This window comes from Allomuricauda sp. M10 (assembly GCF_020782875.1).
Lineage (GTDB): Bacteria > Bacteroidota > Bacteroidia > Flavobacteriales > Flavobacteriaceae > Flagellimonas.
On the sequence record NZ_JAJGBN010000004.1, the window covers coordinates 288955 to 306264 of the forward strand.

14 protein-coding genes are annotated in these 17310 nt (G+C 39.7%); 3 read left to right on the top strand and 11 right to left on the bottom strand.

Annotated features, from left to right (window positions below; genetic code table 11):
• Positions 1-51 precede the first annotated feature (51 nt).
• Positions 52-717 (bottom strand): DUF6799 domain-containing protein, encoded by a 666-nt coding sequence (locus LKX84_RS12535; RefSeq protein ID WP_228237503.1) that lies wholly within the window; start codon positions 715-717, stop codon positions 52-54.
• 141 nt (positions 718-858) lie between these two features.
• Between LKX84_RS12535 and LKX84_RS12540 the strand changes: the two genes are divergently transcribed.
• Positions 859-1677, top strand: a complete 819-nt coding sequence (locus LKX84_RS12540) for an STING domain-containing protein (RefSeq protein ID WP_228237504.1) — start codon at positions 859-861, stop codon at positions 1675-1677.
• A 133-nt stretch (positions 1678-1810) separates the two neighbouring features.
• Here the strand turns inward: LKX84_RS12540 and LKX84_RS12545 are convergent, their stop codons facing one another.
• The 6 genes from LKX84_RS12545 to LKX84_RS12570 all read right to left on the bottom strand — a co-directional run bounded on the left by LKX84_RS12545 (position 1811) and on the right by LKX84_RS12570 (position 8525).
• Complete coding sequence (locus LKX84_RS12545) at positions 1811-4363, bottom strand: M1 family metallopeptidase (protein WP_228237505.1); 2553 nt, start codon at positions 4361-4363, stop codon at positions 1811-1813.
• A gap of 92 nt (positions 4364-4455) precedes the next feature.
• Positions 4456-5220 (bottom strand): hypothetical protein, encoded by a 765-nt coding sequence (locus LKX84_RS12550; RefSeq protein ID WP_228237506.1) that lies wholly within the window; start codon positions 5218-5220, stop codon positions 4456-4458.
• Positions 5221-5329: 109 nt separating this feature from the next.
• On the bottom strand, positions 5330-5941 hold the full coding sequence (locus tag LKX84_RS12555) for a hypothetical protein (RefSeq protein WP_228237507.1): 612 nt from the start codon (positions 5939-5941) through the stop codon (positions 5330-5332).
• A 317-nt stretch (positions 5942-6258) separates the two neighbouring features.
• Positions 6259-6495 (bottom strand): hypothetical protein, encoded by a 237-nt coding sequence (locus LKX84_RS12560; RefSeq protein ID WP_228237508.1) that lies wholly within the window; start codon positions 6493-6495, stop codon positions 6259-6261.
• A 61-nt stretch (positions 6496-6556) separates the two neighbouring features.
• Complete coding sequence (locus tag LKX84_RS12565) at positions 6557-7258, bottom strand: response regulator transcription factor (protein ID WP_228237509.1); 702 nt, start codon at positions 7256-7258, stop codon at positions 6557-6559.
• Positions 7251-8525 (bottom strand): sensor histidine kinase, encoded by a 1275-nt coding sequence (locus LKX84_RS12570; RefSeq protein ID WP_228237510.1) that lies wholly within the window; start codon positions 8523-8525, stop codon positions 7251-7253. Before LKX84_RS12570 ends, LKX84_RS12565 begins: the two co-directional genes overlap by 8 nt.
• A gap of 268 nt (positions 8526-8793) precedes the next feature.
• Here LKX84_RS12570 and LKX84_RS12575 point away from each other — a divergent pair, with 268 nt between their 5' ends.
• Entirely contained in the window at positions 8794-9537 is a 744-nt protein-coding gene (locus LKX84_RS12575) for a tyrosine-protein phosphatase (RefSeq protein ID WP_228237511.1), read from the top strand.
• 6 nt (positions 9538-9543) lie between these two features.
• Here LKX84_RS12575 and LKX84_RS12580 read toward each other — a convergent pair whose 3' ends face one another.
• Genes LKX84_RS12580 through LKX84_RS12595 form a run of 4 tightly spaced genes read right to left on the bottom strand, consistent with a single transcriptional unit; the run spans position 9544 to position 15820 of the window.
• Positions 9544-11919, bottom strand: a complete 2376-nt coding sequence (locus LKX84_RS12580; protein ID WP_228237512.1) for a GumC family protein — start codon at positions 11917-11919, stop codon at positions 9544-9546.
• A gap of 42 nt (positions 11920-11961) precedes the next feature.
• Positions 11962-12729, bottom strand: coding sequence for a polysaccharide biosynthesis/export family protein (locus LKX84_RS12585; RefSeq protein ID WP_228237513.1), 768 nt, complete (start codon positions 12727-12729; stop codon positions 11962-11964).
• Positions 12730-12743: 14 nt separating this feature from the next.
• Complete coding sequence (locus LKX84_RS12590) at positions 12744-14690, bottom strand: polysaccharide biosynthesis protein (protein ID WP_228237514.1); 1947 nt, start codon at positions 14688-14690, stop codon at positions 12744-12746.
• Positions 14687-15820 carry a DegT/DnrJ/EryC1/StrS family aminotransferase gene (locus tag LKX84_RS12595; RefSeq protein WP_228237515.1) on the bottom strand — a complete coding sequence of 378 codons (1134 nt, stop codon included), beginning with the start codon at positions 15818-15820 and terminating at the stop codon, positions 14687-14689. The genes LKX84_RS12590 and LKX84_RS12595 overlap by 4 nt, the downstream gene beginning before the upstream one ends.
• A gap of 384 nt (positions 15821-16204) precedes the next feature.
• Here LKX84_RS12595 and LKX84_RS12600 point away from each other — a divergent pair, with 384 nt between their 5' ends.
• Positions 16205-17233 carry an NAD-dependent epimerase/dehydratase family protein gene (locus LKX84_RS12600; protein ID WP_228237516.1) on the top strand — a complete coding sequence of 343 codons (1029 nt, stop codon included), beginning with the start codon at positions 16205-16207 and terminating at the stop codon, positions 17231-17233.
• The last annotated feature ends 77 nt before the right edge of the window (positions 17234-17310 follow it).

Genomic DNA, 17310 nt, shown 5'->3' on the forward strand with positions numbered 1-17310 from the left:
GTTGTTGGACCATGCCGCAATGAGACGGCATGGTCCTAAACCAAAATACAACTACATGATCTGTCCGGCTTTCTTCTTTTGAAGATTGGCCTTTTTGGATTTCATGTTCATCATGTTTTTTTGGAGCATCATTTTACGATGTTGGTACATGTTATTGAACTTGACACCGTCAATGTTCAAACATTCCCCGTTTTGCAGCCTTAGCTGTTGGCGGTCTTGGTTCATGTAGGTGCCATCAGGGTTAACGGTTGTTCCGTTAGCCAATTCCAATCGTTGTTGTAACCTGTTTTGGGATTGGGTTCTGATTTGGTAGAGTTCACCATCAATGAGCATTACTTGGTACCTGTTTTGGTTCCTCGTTTGGATTTGCGCATTGGTCAACCCTTGATCATCCTGCATCATTTTGTAGCGGTATTGGTACTCGTTACGATACTTGATGCCGTCATTGTCCAAACATTCCCCGTCACGTAAACGTAAGCGGTCGCGATCTGGGGTCACATAGGTTCCATTTAAATTGACCACCGTTCCGTCTGCCAAAGTAATGGGGTCTTGTAAGCGTACTTGGTCTCGGTCACGTATTTGCAATACGTCGCCATCGACCAACATTAATCGGTCTCGATCTTGATCGGGATCCTGGATCCTATCCCTGTCCCTATCCTGTGCCTGTAGTGTGGCTGTTCCTAGAACAACCAACACCATTAACCAAAATTTTTTCATGGTACTCGTATTTAAAACTTATGGTACTAAAGGTATTTTCAAGAGGTGGGAAGAACAATGATTTTTATCACTAAATCGTTTATTTTCAGCTATTTAGAATGATTAAATTGTAACAAAAGTCACACAACCAATATAATTAAGATGAGGAAAAATCGACTATATTTACATAACAATCAATCGATTATACCAGTTCTATCGATGTTAATAACCAACCGTAGCCTCTATCGTATCCAATCCCTTTTTCAATGGTTGTCGGTTATTATATTGGTGGCAAGTGTATTGTTTGCTGCCCTATGGCTCTATAACTCATCCATGAACCTTGAGCCCCTATTGGCATTTTTAGGACTATTTTACTCCATCGTTGCAATTTTTGGGGGATGGCTCAACAAACGTCTGGGTGACAAACTTGCAGATGAAGAGCTTTCCATTGCGTATGCCCTTGCATATGGCTATATCTACAATTATTTGGCACCCGTTGTAAGAAGACTAAGAAAAGAACAGACAAACCCCGATGCCATTGAGTTCTTAGTGTATATACCAAAACATATCAACGAACTTAAATCCAGCTCTATTGATGAGGTCATTACCGAACTTTCCAATAAGCAATATGTGGTTGAGACAGTTGAATTGTTATTTTCTGGTGAGAAAAGAAAAATGGACTACAGAACCGCAAAGAAAAAGAATAGCAAGAACACTCAATATTTTGACTTTCCAACTACTATTCTAACTTTGGAAAAGGCTATAGAATATAAACTCAGTACAAATAAGAATAGCTATCCGGACAAGGAAATAGCGGAACTATCCGAGCAGTATATTTCAAACTTTGGTGCTCAAATGAAAAAGATATTGGAAAAACCTGAGTTTGATGCAATACGCAACAATATAAAAATTGTTGGCTCTGGTCGATTTCATTTTTTGGAAAATACCGACCCTGCAAATATCAACAATAACCAATCTTGATCTTGTTATGATTCCTTTGATTATTTGATGGATTGAATTTATGAAGCATTCCAAACAAAAATTCCAGTCACAAAATACTTGGTCTATCGATTTCGGTTTTAAGAACTTCTAATTACCCAACTTGTTGTCTCTATTAGTGCTTTACGTAGCGATACAAATCATCGGTTGCCTGTAAAAGTTTGCCCTTCAAAGAGTTATTCAAATTAGGATGGTCAGTCAAATATTTTTCTGTCAGTTCATAGGCTTCGGCCGACTGATATTGACCAACAGTAGCGCTTAGCCATCGCTTTGGAAAAAAGATATCGCCAGTTTTCTGTATTTCTTCCAGTAAATCTAATGCCAGTGGCAATTGTTCAATGGCTGTTGATTGATGCAATGGATGATGGATATACCCACAGGCGGCCAAAACCCAAGCCTCCTTTTCACGGTTCTTGGCCTCCTCAAAAGATTCAAAAAATTCAGCCCTTACCGATGCATCCGCAGAAAGCGCAGGAGTCAAAAATTCAAACCGTTTTAATTGATCTGGGTTGTCCAACGATTTCTTGGCAGATTCCAAAATTTCATTTGCTTTGGGGTGTTCATACAAGGCCAACGTCATGGCCATACCCGTGTAATCATCCTTGTTGAGTTTTAGATCTTGTATTTGTAGATCCTTATTCCAGATTTGGTACAATTTTTTGTTGGCATCTTCGGAATAGGCTATTCCCTTCCACAGTCCAAAAATGTTCTTTTTGATATTGGCAGCATGGTTCTCTTTGGTCAGTTCTTTCCAAAGCATAGTTTCAAGTATAGGCTGAAACTGTGTTCTTTCCTCGGGTGAAAGGTAACTCCAAAATACACTGCTGATCTGCCCACACAGCAATCCATGTACCAATTCATTTTGCTCTGATTGTACACCGCCGATGAACAAATCCAATCCCACTTTAGGCTCTAAATTGCCGGTCAACACATTTTCATATGCATTCAAATACCCATACCCCCTAGCTACTTCATCCTCTAATTTGGGAATCCAAACCAACTCGTTCACTTTTACGGGAAATACACCATAACCAAACGCATTGGAGTTGTAGATGATGGCTTCCGGCTTTTTAAGACCTATGGCTTTTTCAATTTTGGCTGAAGGTGCCTCCGCGCTGAACGGAATTGTCAAAGTACTGTCTAGATATACCAAAGTGATTTCAAAGGATTGTAGCCAGATATTATCACTACCATCTTCCGCATTTTGAGAAAGGGTGAAGGTTTTGATCTTATCATTTTCATAACTGATTTCTTCAGTAAAAATGGGTCTACCAGATCGGTTTACCCACACTTCGCTCCATTGTTGAAGATCTTTGGGTGTCCTATTGTCCAAAATGCCCACTAAATCGTTCCAAGTAGCATTTCCGTAGGCGTATTTGGAGATGTATTCCCGAATGCCTTCCCTAAACTCCTTCTCCCCAATAGTTGCCTCCAACTGACGCATCATGATCGGAGCTTTGTTGTAAATGATACCTCCATACAGACTGCCTGCATTTTTCAAGTTGTCCAATTCTTGCCGAATGGGATTGGTTCCCCTGGTCCTATCCTCTCCATAAGCCCCTTGATAATGGGAATTCATGAACTGTAACCTATGGTTGATATCCGGAAAAGTTGGGTTCACTATCTTGTCCGCCATAAAATTGGCGAATACCTCCTTCATCCAAACATCATTGAACCAATCCATGGTAACCAAATCCCCGAACCACATATGGGATGTTTCGTGGGCGATGAGTTTGGCTCTGCCCATTTTTTGACGTTCCGTGGCACTTTCATCCAAAAACAAGGCTGGTTCCCTATACTGAATTGCTCCAACATGCTCCATTCCACCATACTGGAATCCTGGTATGCCTGCAAAATCCAGTTTTTTAAATGGAAATTGATACTCGGTATATCCTTGGAGAAAGTCAATCGATTTTTGGTGCATGTCAAAAACCCTCCCTGTACTTAAATTGATCTTGGTCGAATCTGTTTCACGGTACAAAAAGGTCATATCAAAAATCCCTGGGTTCTCGGTAACCGATTCAAACTTTCCGGCCACAAAGGAAAAAAGATAGGTGCTCATAGGATCACTTTCACCAAACTGGTAGTGGGTTTTATCTCCTTCCATTGAACTAGTGACCAAAGGAGCCCCGCAGAGTACTTTCCATGCCTTTGGAGCGGTAATATCCAATTTATACTTTGCCTTGATATTGGGTTGATCAAAACAAGGGAACAAGGTACTGGCTCTATCCGGCACCAACAGGGTATATAGAAAATCGTCATTTCTATTGAGGGACAACTCCCCTGCATGGAATTGAATCTGAATGGTATTCTCTCCTTTATGCAGATTCTCCGAAATGATCAAATGCTCTTTCTGATGGTCAATAGGCTGCTTTTCGCCATTTACCACCAATTCCTTCAACAATGAAGCATCTGCGTTGAAATCCAGATATAACGGATGGGAAAGATCGTACAGCTCCAGTTTCAATTCCAATTTTGAAGGTATGGGAGATGTTTTTTCCTCTGGAATATCAAAAGAAAGGGCATATACCACATTGGAAACCTGTGAATGCCGGTATTCTGCCATTTTAAGTGGAATGCCCACATCCAGCAGATCCATTTTAGGAGTGGTTTGGCAAGCAGTAAAAAGCAATATGAGGCAAAGTGAAATCGGTCGGGTCCTTTTCATTTTGGAGCATTTGGTTTAGGAGCCAAAAGGTACCAAATTTTACCGAAGTCGCATGACAGGAATCGATTACAAAAATGCTGTATGAGATCAGATTATTCCGTGACCACGCAATTTATGGTATCTACCCCAGTATTGCCGGTTTTTGGATTATAGGCGTAGACCAAAACTTGGTAATGACCGGCACTTTCAATTTTCAAATTGGTGGAAAACAAGTTTCGAGATGGGTTATCCAAAGGAAATTCCCCAAAAACCTTATCGTCTTTTTTAACAATGGCCTTTACTTCCATGATTTCCGAATCCCAAACCCCACCTTTTTCAATGGGACATCCACACATCATCACAATATTGGCCTTGATGTCTAGGCCAGTAGATTTAATGGATTCCAAAGGAATGTACTGATGTGTATTGGGCGTAAGGATATCGATCACAAAACCCGGAATCTCGATTACAACCCCATCACCCAAAATATCTTTACCGGGTATCAACCAAAGTTCGGTGCTGGCATGTACTTGGGCATTTTTCCTATTGATGGGTGAAATCACCTCAATCCGAACATAAGTAGGTTCCGCAATATCCAAAACTGCCAAAAAACCGGCTGTTTCAGCATCGGTCAGTTGGGTATACCTTTCAATGGGGGTTTTCATGATCAATCCCGTATTGCCAGTGCTGCCACTGGTTATGCCTTCCGCAAGAATTTCACCATTGATACTGTTCCTTACTATGATATGGGCCCCTCCAATGGAACTGCCTACAAATTTGGCATCCTTGGCCTTGGCCCTGACCATTAGTTTGGTTTCTGTTGCAAAAGCATGAAAACATAGGGAAAAAAGTAAAACAGCAAGGATTGATCTTTTCATGATATAGGAATTGATTTCAGCCTTAAACTTAAGATTTTTTCACTAGATATGATAAAGTGTTCTTCTCCAAATTCCCGAAAAGCTACTTTTCTTCTTACACCTTGTTAATTCAGATACCTTCCCTAATCATGACCATTTTTCTTCCTGTTATATCCACTTCTTGCTGCAAAAGAATTCCTGTGGATTTTTCAATATAATAATATATGTTGGCTTGGTTGTCGCTAATGTCATCTGTTACATAAACCTTCCAAACCTCCCTTTCACCTGTTTTTGTAGTGAATTGGGCAGAAGAGACATCCTTTACATGTACTGCCATTGTTCCTGTTGTGGCATTTGGATTGAAATCAAATATATCCAAAGTGCAGGTATAACCTTCTGCCAATGGCAAAAACCTGATAACTTGCGAGTAGGCGCTACTATCAAAAAATGAAATCGTTGGGGATTCATTCAATTCAATTTTATCTCCAGATTTATGATCAACATGATAACCAGTAACTTTCATTCCATAATTAATGGCCATATCTCGATTCTGATTATAGGATGAATGATAAATGGGTGAAAAGTTCTTCATTTTCACCACTGTGCTATCCACCCAAGGTTTAGTAGATTGTGGTAAATTCACATCAGTAATGATGATAATATTCTCCCCATTTCTTTGAATCTTGGTGTCAATTGTGCCTATTTCATGCTTTAAGGTATCTTGTATCATGTACCACTTCATGGTATAGGTTTCATCCTTTATCAAATCGAGGTTGATTGATATATTCTTCGGGTTAATGTTTTGTTGGCCAAAACTGATGAACATTATAAAAAATGCCAGAAGGGAAAAATTTAATCGATTATTCATAATTTGATTTTTAATTGATGTAAAAAAGGTGGAAATGAGCAAACACCTGCTCCATAAGACGATCAATGGGATATTTGTTACATGAATTTCATCAAAAAAGATTTATCAAAAATATATCCGACATCAATTGACTCCCATTCACCTACATCAATTAATTCGATTATCTGAACGGGGCCTATAAATTCATGGGACTATGCCAGTAATCTTAACTGAAGTAGTTCTGATTCTGCAGCCGACAATAGATTTTTGAAGTGACCCAAGTCTTTTTTAGGACAAGCATGGGCCAATTGATAACGTGCACTTTCTACCAATCGCTCGCAATAGGCAATCTTTTCATTGATGGGCAACTTGGAAATCGTATGCTTATACAATTGGTCCAGTTGGCACAATGGTGGGCAATCCGGTTTATTTCGAAGAAAATTGAACATTTATAAAACAGTTGGTTGGTTAATTAAATTGCCACAAAAACCAAGCCAACCTACAGGAACATTATTTCTCATCGACCCGAAGCATAAAACCCCTTCGGTTTACATTTACGATACTGATCTTGACATCTTTTGCCAAATGTTTGCGCAAATGGGACACAAATACATTAAGACTCTTTTTGTTGAAGTAATCATTTTTGTCCCAAATGGTGGTCAGAATTTCCTTGTGGGTCACCAATTGGTTTTGGTTCATGGCAAGCAAGGTCAAAAGGTCAAATTCCTTACCCGTTAATTTAATGGGCTCCCCTTTATAACGAAGTTCAAAATTTTCTGTGTTGAGCATATAGTCCCCAATTTTATATTCAGAAACCTGGGGTTCTTCTTCGGGGTCGGTCACCAATCTGGCCAAAAGTGCATTGATTCGCACCACCAGCTCTTCCTCGTCAATCGGTTTTTTCAGGTAGTCCACTGCTCCCAAAGAAAACCCTTTCAAGACATCTATTTTGAGCGAACGGGCCGTAAGGAACAAAAATGGAAGCTCGGGATTAACGCTCTTAATTTTTTGGGAAAGCTCAAAACCATCCATATCAGGAAGCATGACATCCAGTATGGCCAAATCGAAAACATTGGTCTCCGTTTTCACCAATCCATCCTGTGCGTTTTTGGCCCAAGTGACCACAAAGCCTTTCATCCCCAAATATTCCGAGAGTAAGTACCCCAAAGAGGTATCATCTTCAACCAATAACAATTTGTATTTTTTATCCATTTTTGATCAATTTAAAAGAAAGGATGAACTTGGTCCCCTTCCCCAATTCACTTTCCACCGAAATGTTACCTCGATGCATCCTCACTATTTTTTGCACATAGGAAAGTCCAAGGCCGTATCCTTTTACCTTGTGTACATCCCCATTCTTTATGCGGTAATATTTTCTGAAAATCTTTTTTTGGTCACTTTTTGGGATGCCCTGACCATTATCCTCAATGGAAATGAACAACCTTCCTTTTTGAGTTTGAGCATTTAGTTTGATAACCGGGTCATCTGAATATTTCTTGGCATTCTCCAATAAATTGGCAATCACATTTTCCAAATGGAATTTCTCGGCCTTGATCCAATACTTATCTCCTAGTAGTTCATAACCAAAAATCAAGTTCTCGCTGTCGGCCAATATTTTGAAATCTGCACAGATGCGTTGCAATTCCGGTTTAAAATCCAACTCGTTGAATTGCATGAGCTTTTTGCCCGACTCCAAACTTGCCAGTTCCAATACCTTATCTATATGGCTCCTTAATCGGTCCGTTTCACGCCTGATGAGCTGTACAACGGGCTTTTTCTCCTCGGAAATCCCCTCTTCCAAGATTTTACTGGCCAATCCTATGGAAAAAACAGGAGTCTTGAGCTCGTGGGTCAGGTTATTGATGAAATCATTGGTCGTGGTAATCAAACTGCTTTGCCAATAAAAGGAACGCAACACCCAAATGACCACAATAATGATGGCCAACAAAAACAAAACACTTGGAATGATCAACCCTTTCAGCTGACTCATAAAATATCGGTTCAGGTCACTGAAACCAAGTTCCAAGATAACTTCTTTGCCCAAAATTTCGGGAAGATATCCTTTTAGTTTTATGGGATAGGTCAACGCTTCCTGATTTTTTAAATGCGGTTTGACCGAAGTCAAATACTGAATGGAATCCCTGGAATACAAGCTATAGGTAAAGGGTACATCCACCCCGGAAACACCCAACTGGTACGAAATATAATCGTTTAGATAAAATTGGGAGGTCTTTTTTAAACTATCCAATCCGATCTTAATCTCAGAAGTATCTTTTTTAATCATATTGCCCAAGGTATAGGTCAAGGAATTCACTTCAGAGAGTTCTTGTCCTATATTGGTCCTGGTCTTGTCCATTTTTTCGGAAAACTGTACCCGCGCCAATCCAAGACCTACACGGAGATATTGATATTGGACCACCATAAGGCCAATGACAGATACCACAAAGACTAGGACATACAGGTTTCTTTTGGTCAGCATGGTGCTAAATAAGCAAAAAAAAGGCAGCTATTTACCTCTTGGTTAATCCTATTAATCTTTCATTAACCTTTTTGATCGATTGTTAATCCCTGTGCATTTCATTAACCCTTAAATTAGCCTTTGAGTTTAGTTAAGAAATATATAGTAGTGTAAACAAAGGGCCGATCCAAATGGATCGGCCCTTTGTTTTTATCGGATTATTAAGACAAGTGCAATATGTTATTATTTACCCTTACATATCCTTATCTTTGCAATCCAAATTTTAGACATGCTCACTTTTTTCCAAAAGAAGGTTTACTTGGCCGATTACATGCATGGGCTGGTGGATATACACAACCATATTCTGCCGGGCATTGACGACGGGGCCAAAAAGGTGGAAGATTCCATGGCAATGATCGCTGGCTTTTCTGAATTGGGGGTAAAAAGCTTCATTTGCACGCCCCACATCATGCACAACCATTACGAGAACACTCCCGCTACCATAAAAAAGGCACATACCCTGCTTGTCAATGAACTGGAAAAAAGAGGAATGTCAGTTACTACGTTGGAAGCTGCTGCCGAGCACATGATCGATGATAATTTTGAAAACATTCTCCTTGAGGAGCAGGTAATGCCACTTCACAAAGAATATCTCTTGGTAGAGATGTCTTTTTTACAGCCTTCCTTTAATTTTGAAATGGCCATTGAAGAAGTGGCCAAACAGCACTATTTTCCCATATTGGCCCACCCAGAACGTTACATGTATTACCATCAGAAGTATAGCAAATACCCTTACATGAAATCCAACGGAATCCTATTCCAACTGAACCTGTTGTCACTTGCGCCCGAATCTTACGGAAGCAATATCACCAAAATGGCAGAAAAACTTCTTATGGATGGCCTAATCGATTTTGTGGGCACCGATGTTCATAATATTAGACAACTTGCCCTGTTGAAAGAGGTTAAACTATCCAATAAAGTGTTGAACAAGCTATTGCCCGTAATGGAACGTACGATAGACACTTTCTTCTGATTAAAATCAAGATAGACTCCACCATTTTTTAACGGTTTTGCCATATCCATAGCCATACTTTCCACCATACCCAAGATTTGCCTCTTTCACCCCATTGACAACAAAGGACATGTTCTTGATTTTTCCTTCTTCAAGTAGTTTGATGGGATATTGCAATACCTTTTTCTCCGTAACGGCGGCTTTGGCAACATAAAGAATTTGATCGGCATACTCGCTTACCAACAAAGTATCGGTAACGGCCAACATTGGAGCCGAGTCTACAATGATATAATCATAATCCTCCCTTACCTCTTCAAAAAACTCCTCCAAACGTTGACTCATCAACAATTCCACCGGATTGGGTGGGATTTTCCCCGAGAAAACAACATCAACTTTGTTATCGTTGATGAAGGTAGGGTTGATAACATCCTTTATTTTTAATCCTTTGTCATAAAGGTACTCCGATAATCCTATGACATCCTTTCTGTCTATTTTTTCTTTACCTGTGTCCCTTCCATTGTTGTTCAGATAAAAATTATGCAATTTGGGGTTACGGATATCTGCACCAACGAGCAGAACTCTTTTTTTGGTGCTGGCCAAAACCATGGAGAGATTGGATGACAAAAATGTCTTTCCTTCACCTGAAACACTTGATGTGATGAGGGTGACACTTCCTTTTTGTGACTTAATGTTCTTTCTGAGCAAATAGTCCAGATTGGTCCTTAATATTCGAAGAGATTCCCCTAAGACGGAACGGTCAATTCCCGATACAAGTTTATTATCCTTTCTAGTGATCTTTGGCAATTCTGCCAAAACAGGCACCTTATCGGAAACCAATTTCTCCAACTCTATCTTATTGTGAATTTTGTCATCCAACAAATCCCGTGTGTAAAAAATCGAAAACGGAATCAACATACCGAGTATCAGTGCTGTAAGGTAGATAACATTATTTTTTGGGGATACCGGAAATTTAGATCCGTATGCCGCATCAATAATTTTTGATTTAGGAGAGGCAGAGGCAAAAGTGATCTGTGACTCTTCCCGTTTCTGTAGCAAGTATAAATAGAGGGATTCTGTGGTCTGCTGTTGTCTTGATATGTCCCTAAGTGCCCGTTCATTGCTTGGGGCCGCATATATCCTTGAGTTGATCTGTGATAGCTGTTTGCTCAAACTGTTTACCTGCAAATCAAGGTTATTGGTCACATTGTTTAAACTTGATTGCATGCCCCTTTTTAAAGTTTCCAGTTGTTGGTCCAATTTGACGATTACCGGGTTCTTCTCATTGGAACTTTCCAAAAGTCGGTTTCTTTGGGCAACCAATTCATTGTACCGTTGAGCCGAGTTGGCAATACCTGCATCACTCAATCCAACATTCGTCGGTATGATATCGTAACCATCTTGCTCACCAATCAAATCTTTCATCGAATTTGCGATGTTCAATTGAATGCTGGCATCTTGCAATTGCCTTTCACTGGCGGCACTTTGGGTAAAGTTAACATTGGACTGGGATCCCAAATCGGCAATTCCCCTACTTTCCTTAAAGGATTCGGCGGTTTCATCCACAGATGACAAATTACTATAGATTTCAGTGATCCTATCGTTGATGAATTTTGTGGTCCTATCCGCAATGGCCTTTTTGTCTGATACCGCATTGGTGTTGTTGATGTTGATCAAGGAGTTGATGATATCGACAGCCCTTGTCTTTATGGGGTCTTGTAACGATAACTCAATGACGTTTGAAAACTTAGTATCATTTGCCTTGATGATCACTTTTTTCCTATAAAAATCAGCCAGGTCGTTCACTGGATTAATGTCAATCCTGATGTCCCTGTTCTCAAAATTTGCAACATTCTTATTTGGAGTTATGATAACATCCCCCACCTCTGTGTTGAATTTTTCCCCAAATCCAATTCTTTTTTCCGGGGTATCCTCATTTTGCCTAAATCCAAAAGATGTTTCCGAATATATCTTCACATAAAAAGATGACTTTGAATTACTGATAATTGAATCGTTGGACAAGAAATTTATGGAAAGGGGCAACTCCTTTTTATTATAAATCTCGGCGTCCTTGATATTACCCATGACAAAGAAGCTTACATTTAGCCCAAGATCTTTGACAATACGCACAAAATTGGCCCTGGCATTGATCAATTCTATTTCATCTTCCATTTGGGTCTTACCCGAAGAGAATATATTAAGGTCCTCCAGAACGCTCAATTCAGAAGCCCCGCTGGATTCTTCCAAAATTTGAATCTTAGCCGTTGCACTATATTCAGGGATGGAATATCTCAGGTACAGTACCGCCAAGGCCACACAGATGACCACACTCAGTGCAAACCATTTCCAATGCTTAAGATATCCTTGTAAAAGGCCCTTTAAATCAAGTTCTTTAGTGTTGTTCATTTATTATTGAATTGTAAAATTGGGGAACGCTGGCCGTAAAAGTTAACTTCTAGTCAACAGAAGTACTGTTGATGTAACCAATACAGAAACAATGGACACTGCAATTGAGGTTCTCTGATCTAAGCTCGAAGCCGTTTTTCCCGATTTGTTGGGCTCAACATAAATCACATCATTTTGGGTAAGATAGTAAACCGGGGATTTAAGGGCATCCTTTTGGTTTAGGTTTATTCGATTGTAGACTTTGGTGCCACCAAAATCACGAATGACCATTACATTGTCCCTACGTCCTTTAATGTCAATATCACCGGCAAGTCCCAGTGCCTCCATTATTGTAATTTGTTCCCCATTAACTGGGTAGGTGCCCGGTCTATTAACGGCTCCCAGAACGGTTACCGTAAAGTTTTTGATCCTAATGTTAATTATGGGGTTCACCAAATAATCGGATAATCTTCCCTCCAATAATTTTTGGGTCTCACTTGGTGACAATCCAGCAATTTTTAATTTACCGATAACAGGAAAATCGATTTCACCATTCTTGTCCACTAAATAATCCACTTGTTCCGGACGTATACCGCCCTCTTGTGCACCTCTGTAGAGATTGAACGGCGCACTGGCCTCGGCATCCAAAACAGATACATTGATACTTACCAAATCATCCACTTTGAACTTGGTGGTAAAGGTATTGTCGTCTACCAGGGTTTCAAACTGACTGGCATCTTGAAAATACACTACATCTTTTGTTGGGGAACAGGAAAACAAGGTACATGCCAAAACCACGGCAATCAGAACCGATTTAACTTTTGAAAACATTGAAATATGCATATTTAGTTGTTGAATTGAGGAAACCCAACTTCAGACTCTTTCTTTTGATCTTCCTTAGGGTTCTTTTTGTCCAATTTACAAAAATCAGAATTGTTTGATATGTATTCGGGTACAATACTTTTCATCAATTGAACCACATTGTCCTTGAAAAAGAGGTTAGAAATACAAAGTTCATCGATCATATTCCTAGTCTTGGCATAGTCTATTTCCCTTACTTTGCTGATCATGATCTTGTCATGGTATGTTGGGAGGGTATTCTCGCCATTGGCCAATAGTTCTTCATATAACTTTTCACCTGGCCTCAATCCTGTAATTTTAATGTCAATGTCATCAGGGTAATGAAGTCCGGAAAGCCTGATCATATTCTTGGCAAGGTCCATGATCTTAACAGATTCTCCCATGTCAAAAATGAATATTTCCCCACCTTTGCCCATGGCACCTGCTTCCAAAACCAGTTGAGAAGCCTCCGGTATGGTCATAAAATATCGGGTAATATCTTTGTGCGTAACTGTCAATGGCCCCCCTTTCTCTATCTGCTTTCTGAACAAAGGAATTACGGAGCCGTTGGAGCCCAACACATTACCGAAACGTGTGGTGATAAATTTTGTTTTGTCTTCTTGTTGCCTACAGCTAATGTACATTTCCGCTATACGCTTGGTGGCCCCCATTACGTTGGTAGGATTGACAGCTTTATCTGTTGACACAAAAACAAACTTCTCCACATCATACTCAATGGCAAGATCTACAATGGTCTTGGTTCCGGCAACGTTGATCTTAACCGCTTCGTACGGATTCTGTTCCATTAATGGAACATGTTTGTAGGCGGCCGCATGAAAAATCCTATCCGGTCTGTGCTGTTCAAAAAGCACCCGCATTTTGTTCTTATCCCGAATATCACCAACAATAGGGATGAAATTAAAGAACCCAGCCTGCTTTAATTCCTGCTGAAGATCGTACAAGGCCGACTCTGCTTGATCAACCACCACTAGGGAACGGTAATTGTACTTACATATCTGCCTTACCAATTCACTACCAATAGATCCAGCCCCACCGGTTACCATGATCACTTTGTCATCAAAGTCTTTCATGACCTTGCTGTTCCTGATTTCGATCGGTGGTCGGTCCAATAGATCCTCTATCTGTACCCTTTTGATCTGTGAAACCTTTAGTTCCCCATTGATCCAATCTTCTACAGGAGGTACGATCTTTACTTTTACGGGAAGATCTACAATCTCATTCACCAAAGCTCTAAGTTGCTTGGGATTGATGGTCTGTATAGAAAAAATAATTTCGGAAATGTTGTTGAACCTTATGAACTCCTGGGTCAGGATTTTTTTGTCATATACCTTTACACCATTGATCTGTTTACCAACTTTTTTCTGGTTGTTGTCCACAAAACCAACAACTTTGACCCTCATCTTGGAGTGATCCGTCAGAGTATTATATGTTATTATGCCTGATTCGCCCGCTCCATAGATGATCAAGTTTTTAAATGGGGCATTACTTTTGTTCATCAAGCTTTCATACGCAATTTTGAAAACGAACCTTGAAGCCGACAATGCCAAAAATGTGATCAAACTATTGATGATGATGATGGAAAGTGGAATGGTAAATTCGATAACCAGGTCATAGTATCTATTGATCATGACGATCGCAATGGCCCCAATACTTGCCAAACATACTGCATTAAAAATTGCATATACATCTTTGATACCCGTATGTCTAACCACACCCTTATAGCTTCCAACTATAATAAATGACACAAAGAACAACACTACCACAATGGGCAATTGTGTCCACAACCTTTGAACATCAAAATTGAAACTTAGGTTGAACCTTATAAAATAGGAAAGGATAAACGAAACCGCAACAATACAAAGATCGATACATAACACGGTCCACTTTGAAGCGTAGCGTCTGCCTGTTTTGAAAAAGAATTCCTTTATCATTTCAGTACGCTTTTAACAATGTTACATATTCTTTCAAGATCATCTTCTTGCAAACTGGATCCGCTTGGCAAGCACAATCCTTTTTGAAATAGCTCCTCACTCACCCCGTTCACGTATGCTATGGTCTTATCAAAAACAGGTTGCAAGTGCATAGGTTTCCATAATGGCCTTGATTCTATGTTTTCGTTTTCAAGTGCCTGCCTTAGGGTTTCCCTAATTTTAAAGGATGGTGTCAATACACAAGTAAGCCATCTATTGGAATAGATACCATCCGGTTCTTCCAGAAATGAAATTCCGGATATACTCGACAATTGTTCTTTATAGTATTGGAAATTACTTCTTCTTGCATTTACCCTTTCCTCAAGAACCTCCATCTGTCCCCTTCCAATACCTGCCAGCACGTTGCTCATTCTGTAATTGTATCCAATATGAGAGTGTTGGTAATGAGGGGCATTATCCCTTGCCTGGGTTGCAAGAAAAACTGCTTTTTCCTTGGTACTTTGATATCTACAGAGTATGGCTCCACCACCGGATGTAGTGATTATCTTATTTCCGTTAAACGATAGTACTCCGATATCTCCAAACCCACCGCATCGGATTCCTTTATATGAACTTCCCAAAGCCTCGGCACTGTCCTCAAGCACAGGTATTTCATATTTCCGAGCAATTGAATGGATCTCTTCAATTTGATAAGGCATCCCATAAAGATGGACCGCAACAATGGCCTTTGGTTTTTTTCCCACGGCCAATCTTTCCTTTATGGCCTTTTCAACAAGTGAGGGTGATAAATTCCAAGTTTCCCTTTCACTATCGATCAATATTGGAGAGGCCCCTAAATATGTAATCGGATTTACAGTGGCAGCAAACGTAAAACTCTGACAAATTACTTCATCTCCATGGCCGACCCCCAACAACTGTAATCCTAAATGGATGGCAGCCGTGCCCGAACTTAAACATGCTACATGTACATCGTTACCAATGAAGTTCTCGATTGCCGATTCAAAATATTGCACATTGGGACCCAATGGGGCTATCCAATTTGAATCGAATGCTTCCTTTACATATGCTTCTTCATTCTCGCCCATATGGGGAGGTGATAGCCATATTTTTTTTAAGACAGTGGTTTCCATTTCAGTTTTGGGTTGAAATAAGTAGGCGAGCATTTTACAACTCGGAAGTAAAAGTAATAGGAAAATTGGCCTCGACATCCATTTAAACCCACAATTCGCCCAAGATGAAAAAAAATCGATTAAGTGTTCAAATAAAAAATGCTTGTTGATCTGGGTACACATAGATACCTTAATTGCCAACAAAACTTGGATGTTTATACAGTTCCATATGTCAAACACTCCATAAATTAACATAAGCACCGTAATGATGGTGCGCTAAAATCCTTTGATCACATGAAACAACCCACCAATACATCCAATGGTTTATTACTAAGCGCCAACCATATATTTAACTTAATTTTACAGCATTGCCATATTCGGCATTTATATTAAAATAAGAGTATCATGAATATTTTGGTTACTGGAGCTGCTGGTTTTATAGGATTTCATCTTACCAAAAAACTCTTGGAGAACAACCATATGGTAATTGGGTTGGATAACATTAATGATTATTATGATGTTGACCTTAAATTTTCCAGACTGGAACAATTAGGAATAGATAGAATTTGTGCCAATGTCCCAAATGAATTTTGCAACAGCTCCAAATATTCAAAGTTTAAGTTTATACGGCAGTCAATAGATGATAGACGGGAACTTCCAGAAATATTTGGGCAAGGAAACTTTGATGTGGTCTGTAATCTTGCGGCGCAAGCAGGTGTAAGGTACAGTCTTGAAAATCCCGAAGCTTATGTGGACAGCAATATTGTAGGCTTTCTCAATATATTGGAATGTTGCAGGAAATTTAAGATAAAACACATGGTCTATGCCAGTAGCTCCAGTGTTTATGGATTGAACAAGGAAGTTCCCTTTAAAATTTCCGATACCGTAGATCAACCTATCAGTCTTTATGCCGCTTCAAAAAAAAGCAATGAATTGATGGCCCATACCTATAGCCATTTGTTCGGGTTTAGAACGACAGGTTTACGGTTTTTCACTGTTTATGGCCCTTGGGGACGTCCTGATATGGCCATGTTTCTATTTACAAAAGCCATACTGAACGGAACACCCATCCAAGTATTCAATAATGGGGACCTTGAAAGGGACTTTACCTATATTGACGATATCGTTCATGGGTTGATGCACATTATTGAGGACCGGTATACAACTACTTACGATCCGGAAAAACTTTATCATTTGTATAATATCGGAAACAATAAATCAGAAAAACTCCTCGATTTCATCAAGTCAATAGAAACATTATTGGGAAAGAGAGCCATCATGGAAATGAAGCCGATGCAACCAGGTGATGTTAAGAAAACTTGGGCCGATGTATCCCAATTGAGCAAGGATTATAACTATTCCCCCAATACCCCGATTGATTTTGGCATAGCTCAATTCATCGATTGGTACAGGGAATATTATAAAATATCCTGAGGGGATACCTTTTCCAAAAAAAACTAAGGTCAAAGCCATATTTCAACAACTCTTCTATCGCTAAACAGTTCATCCGT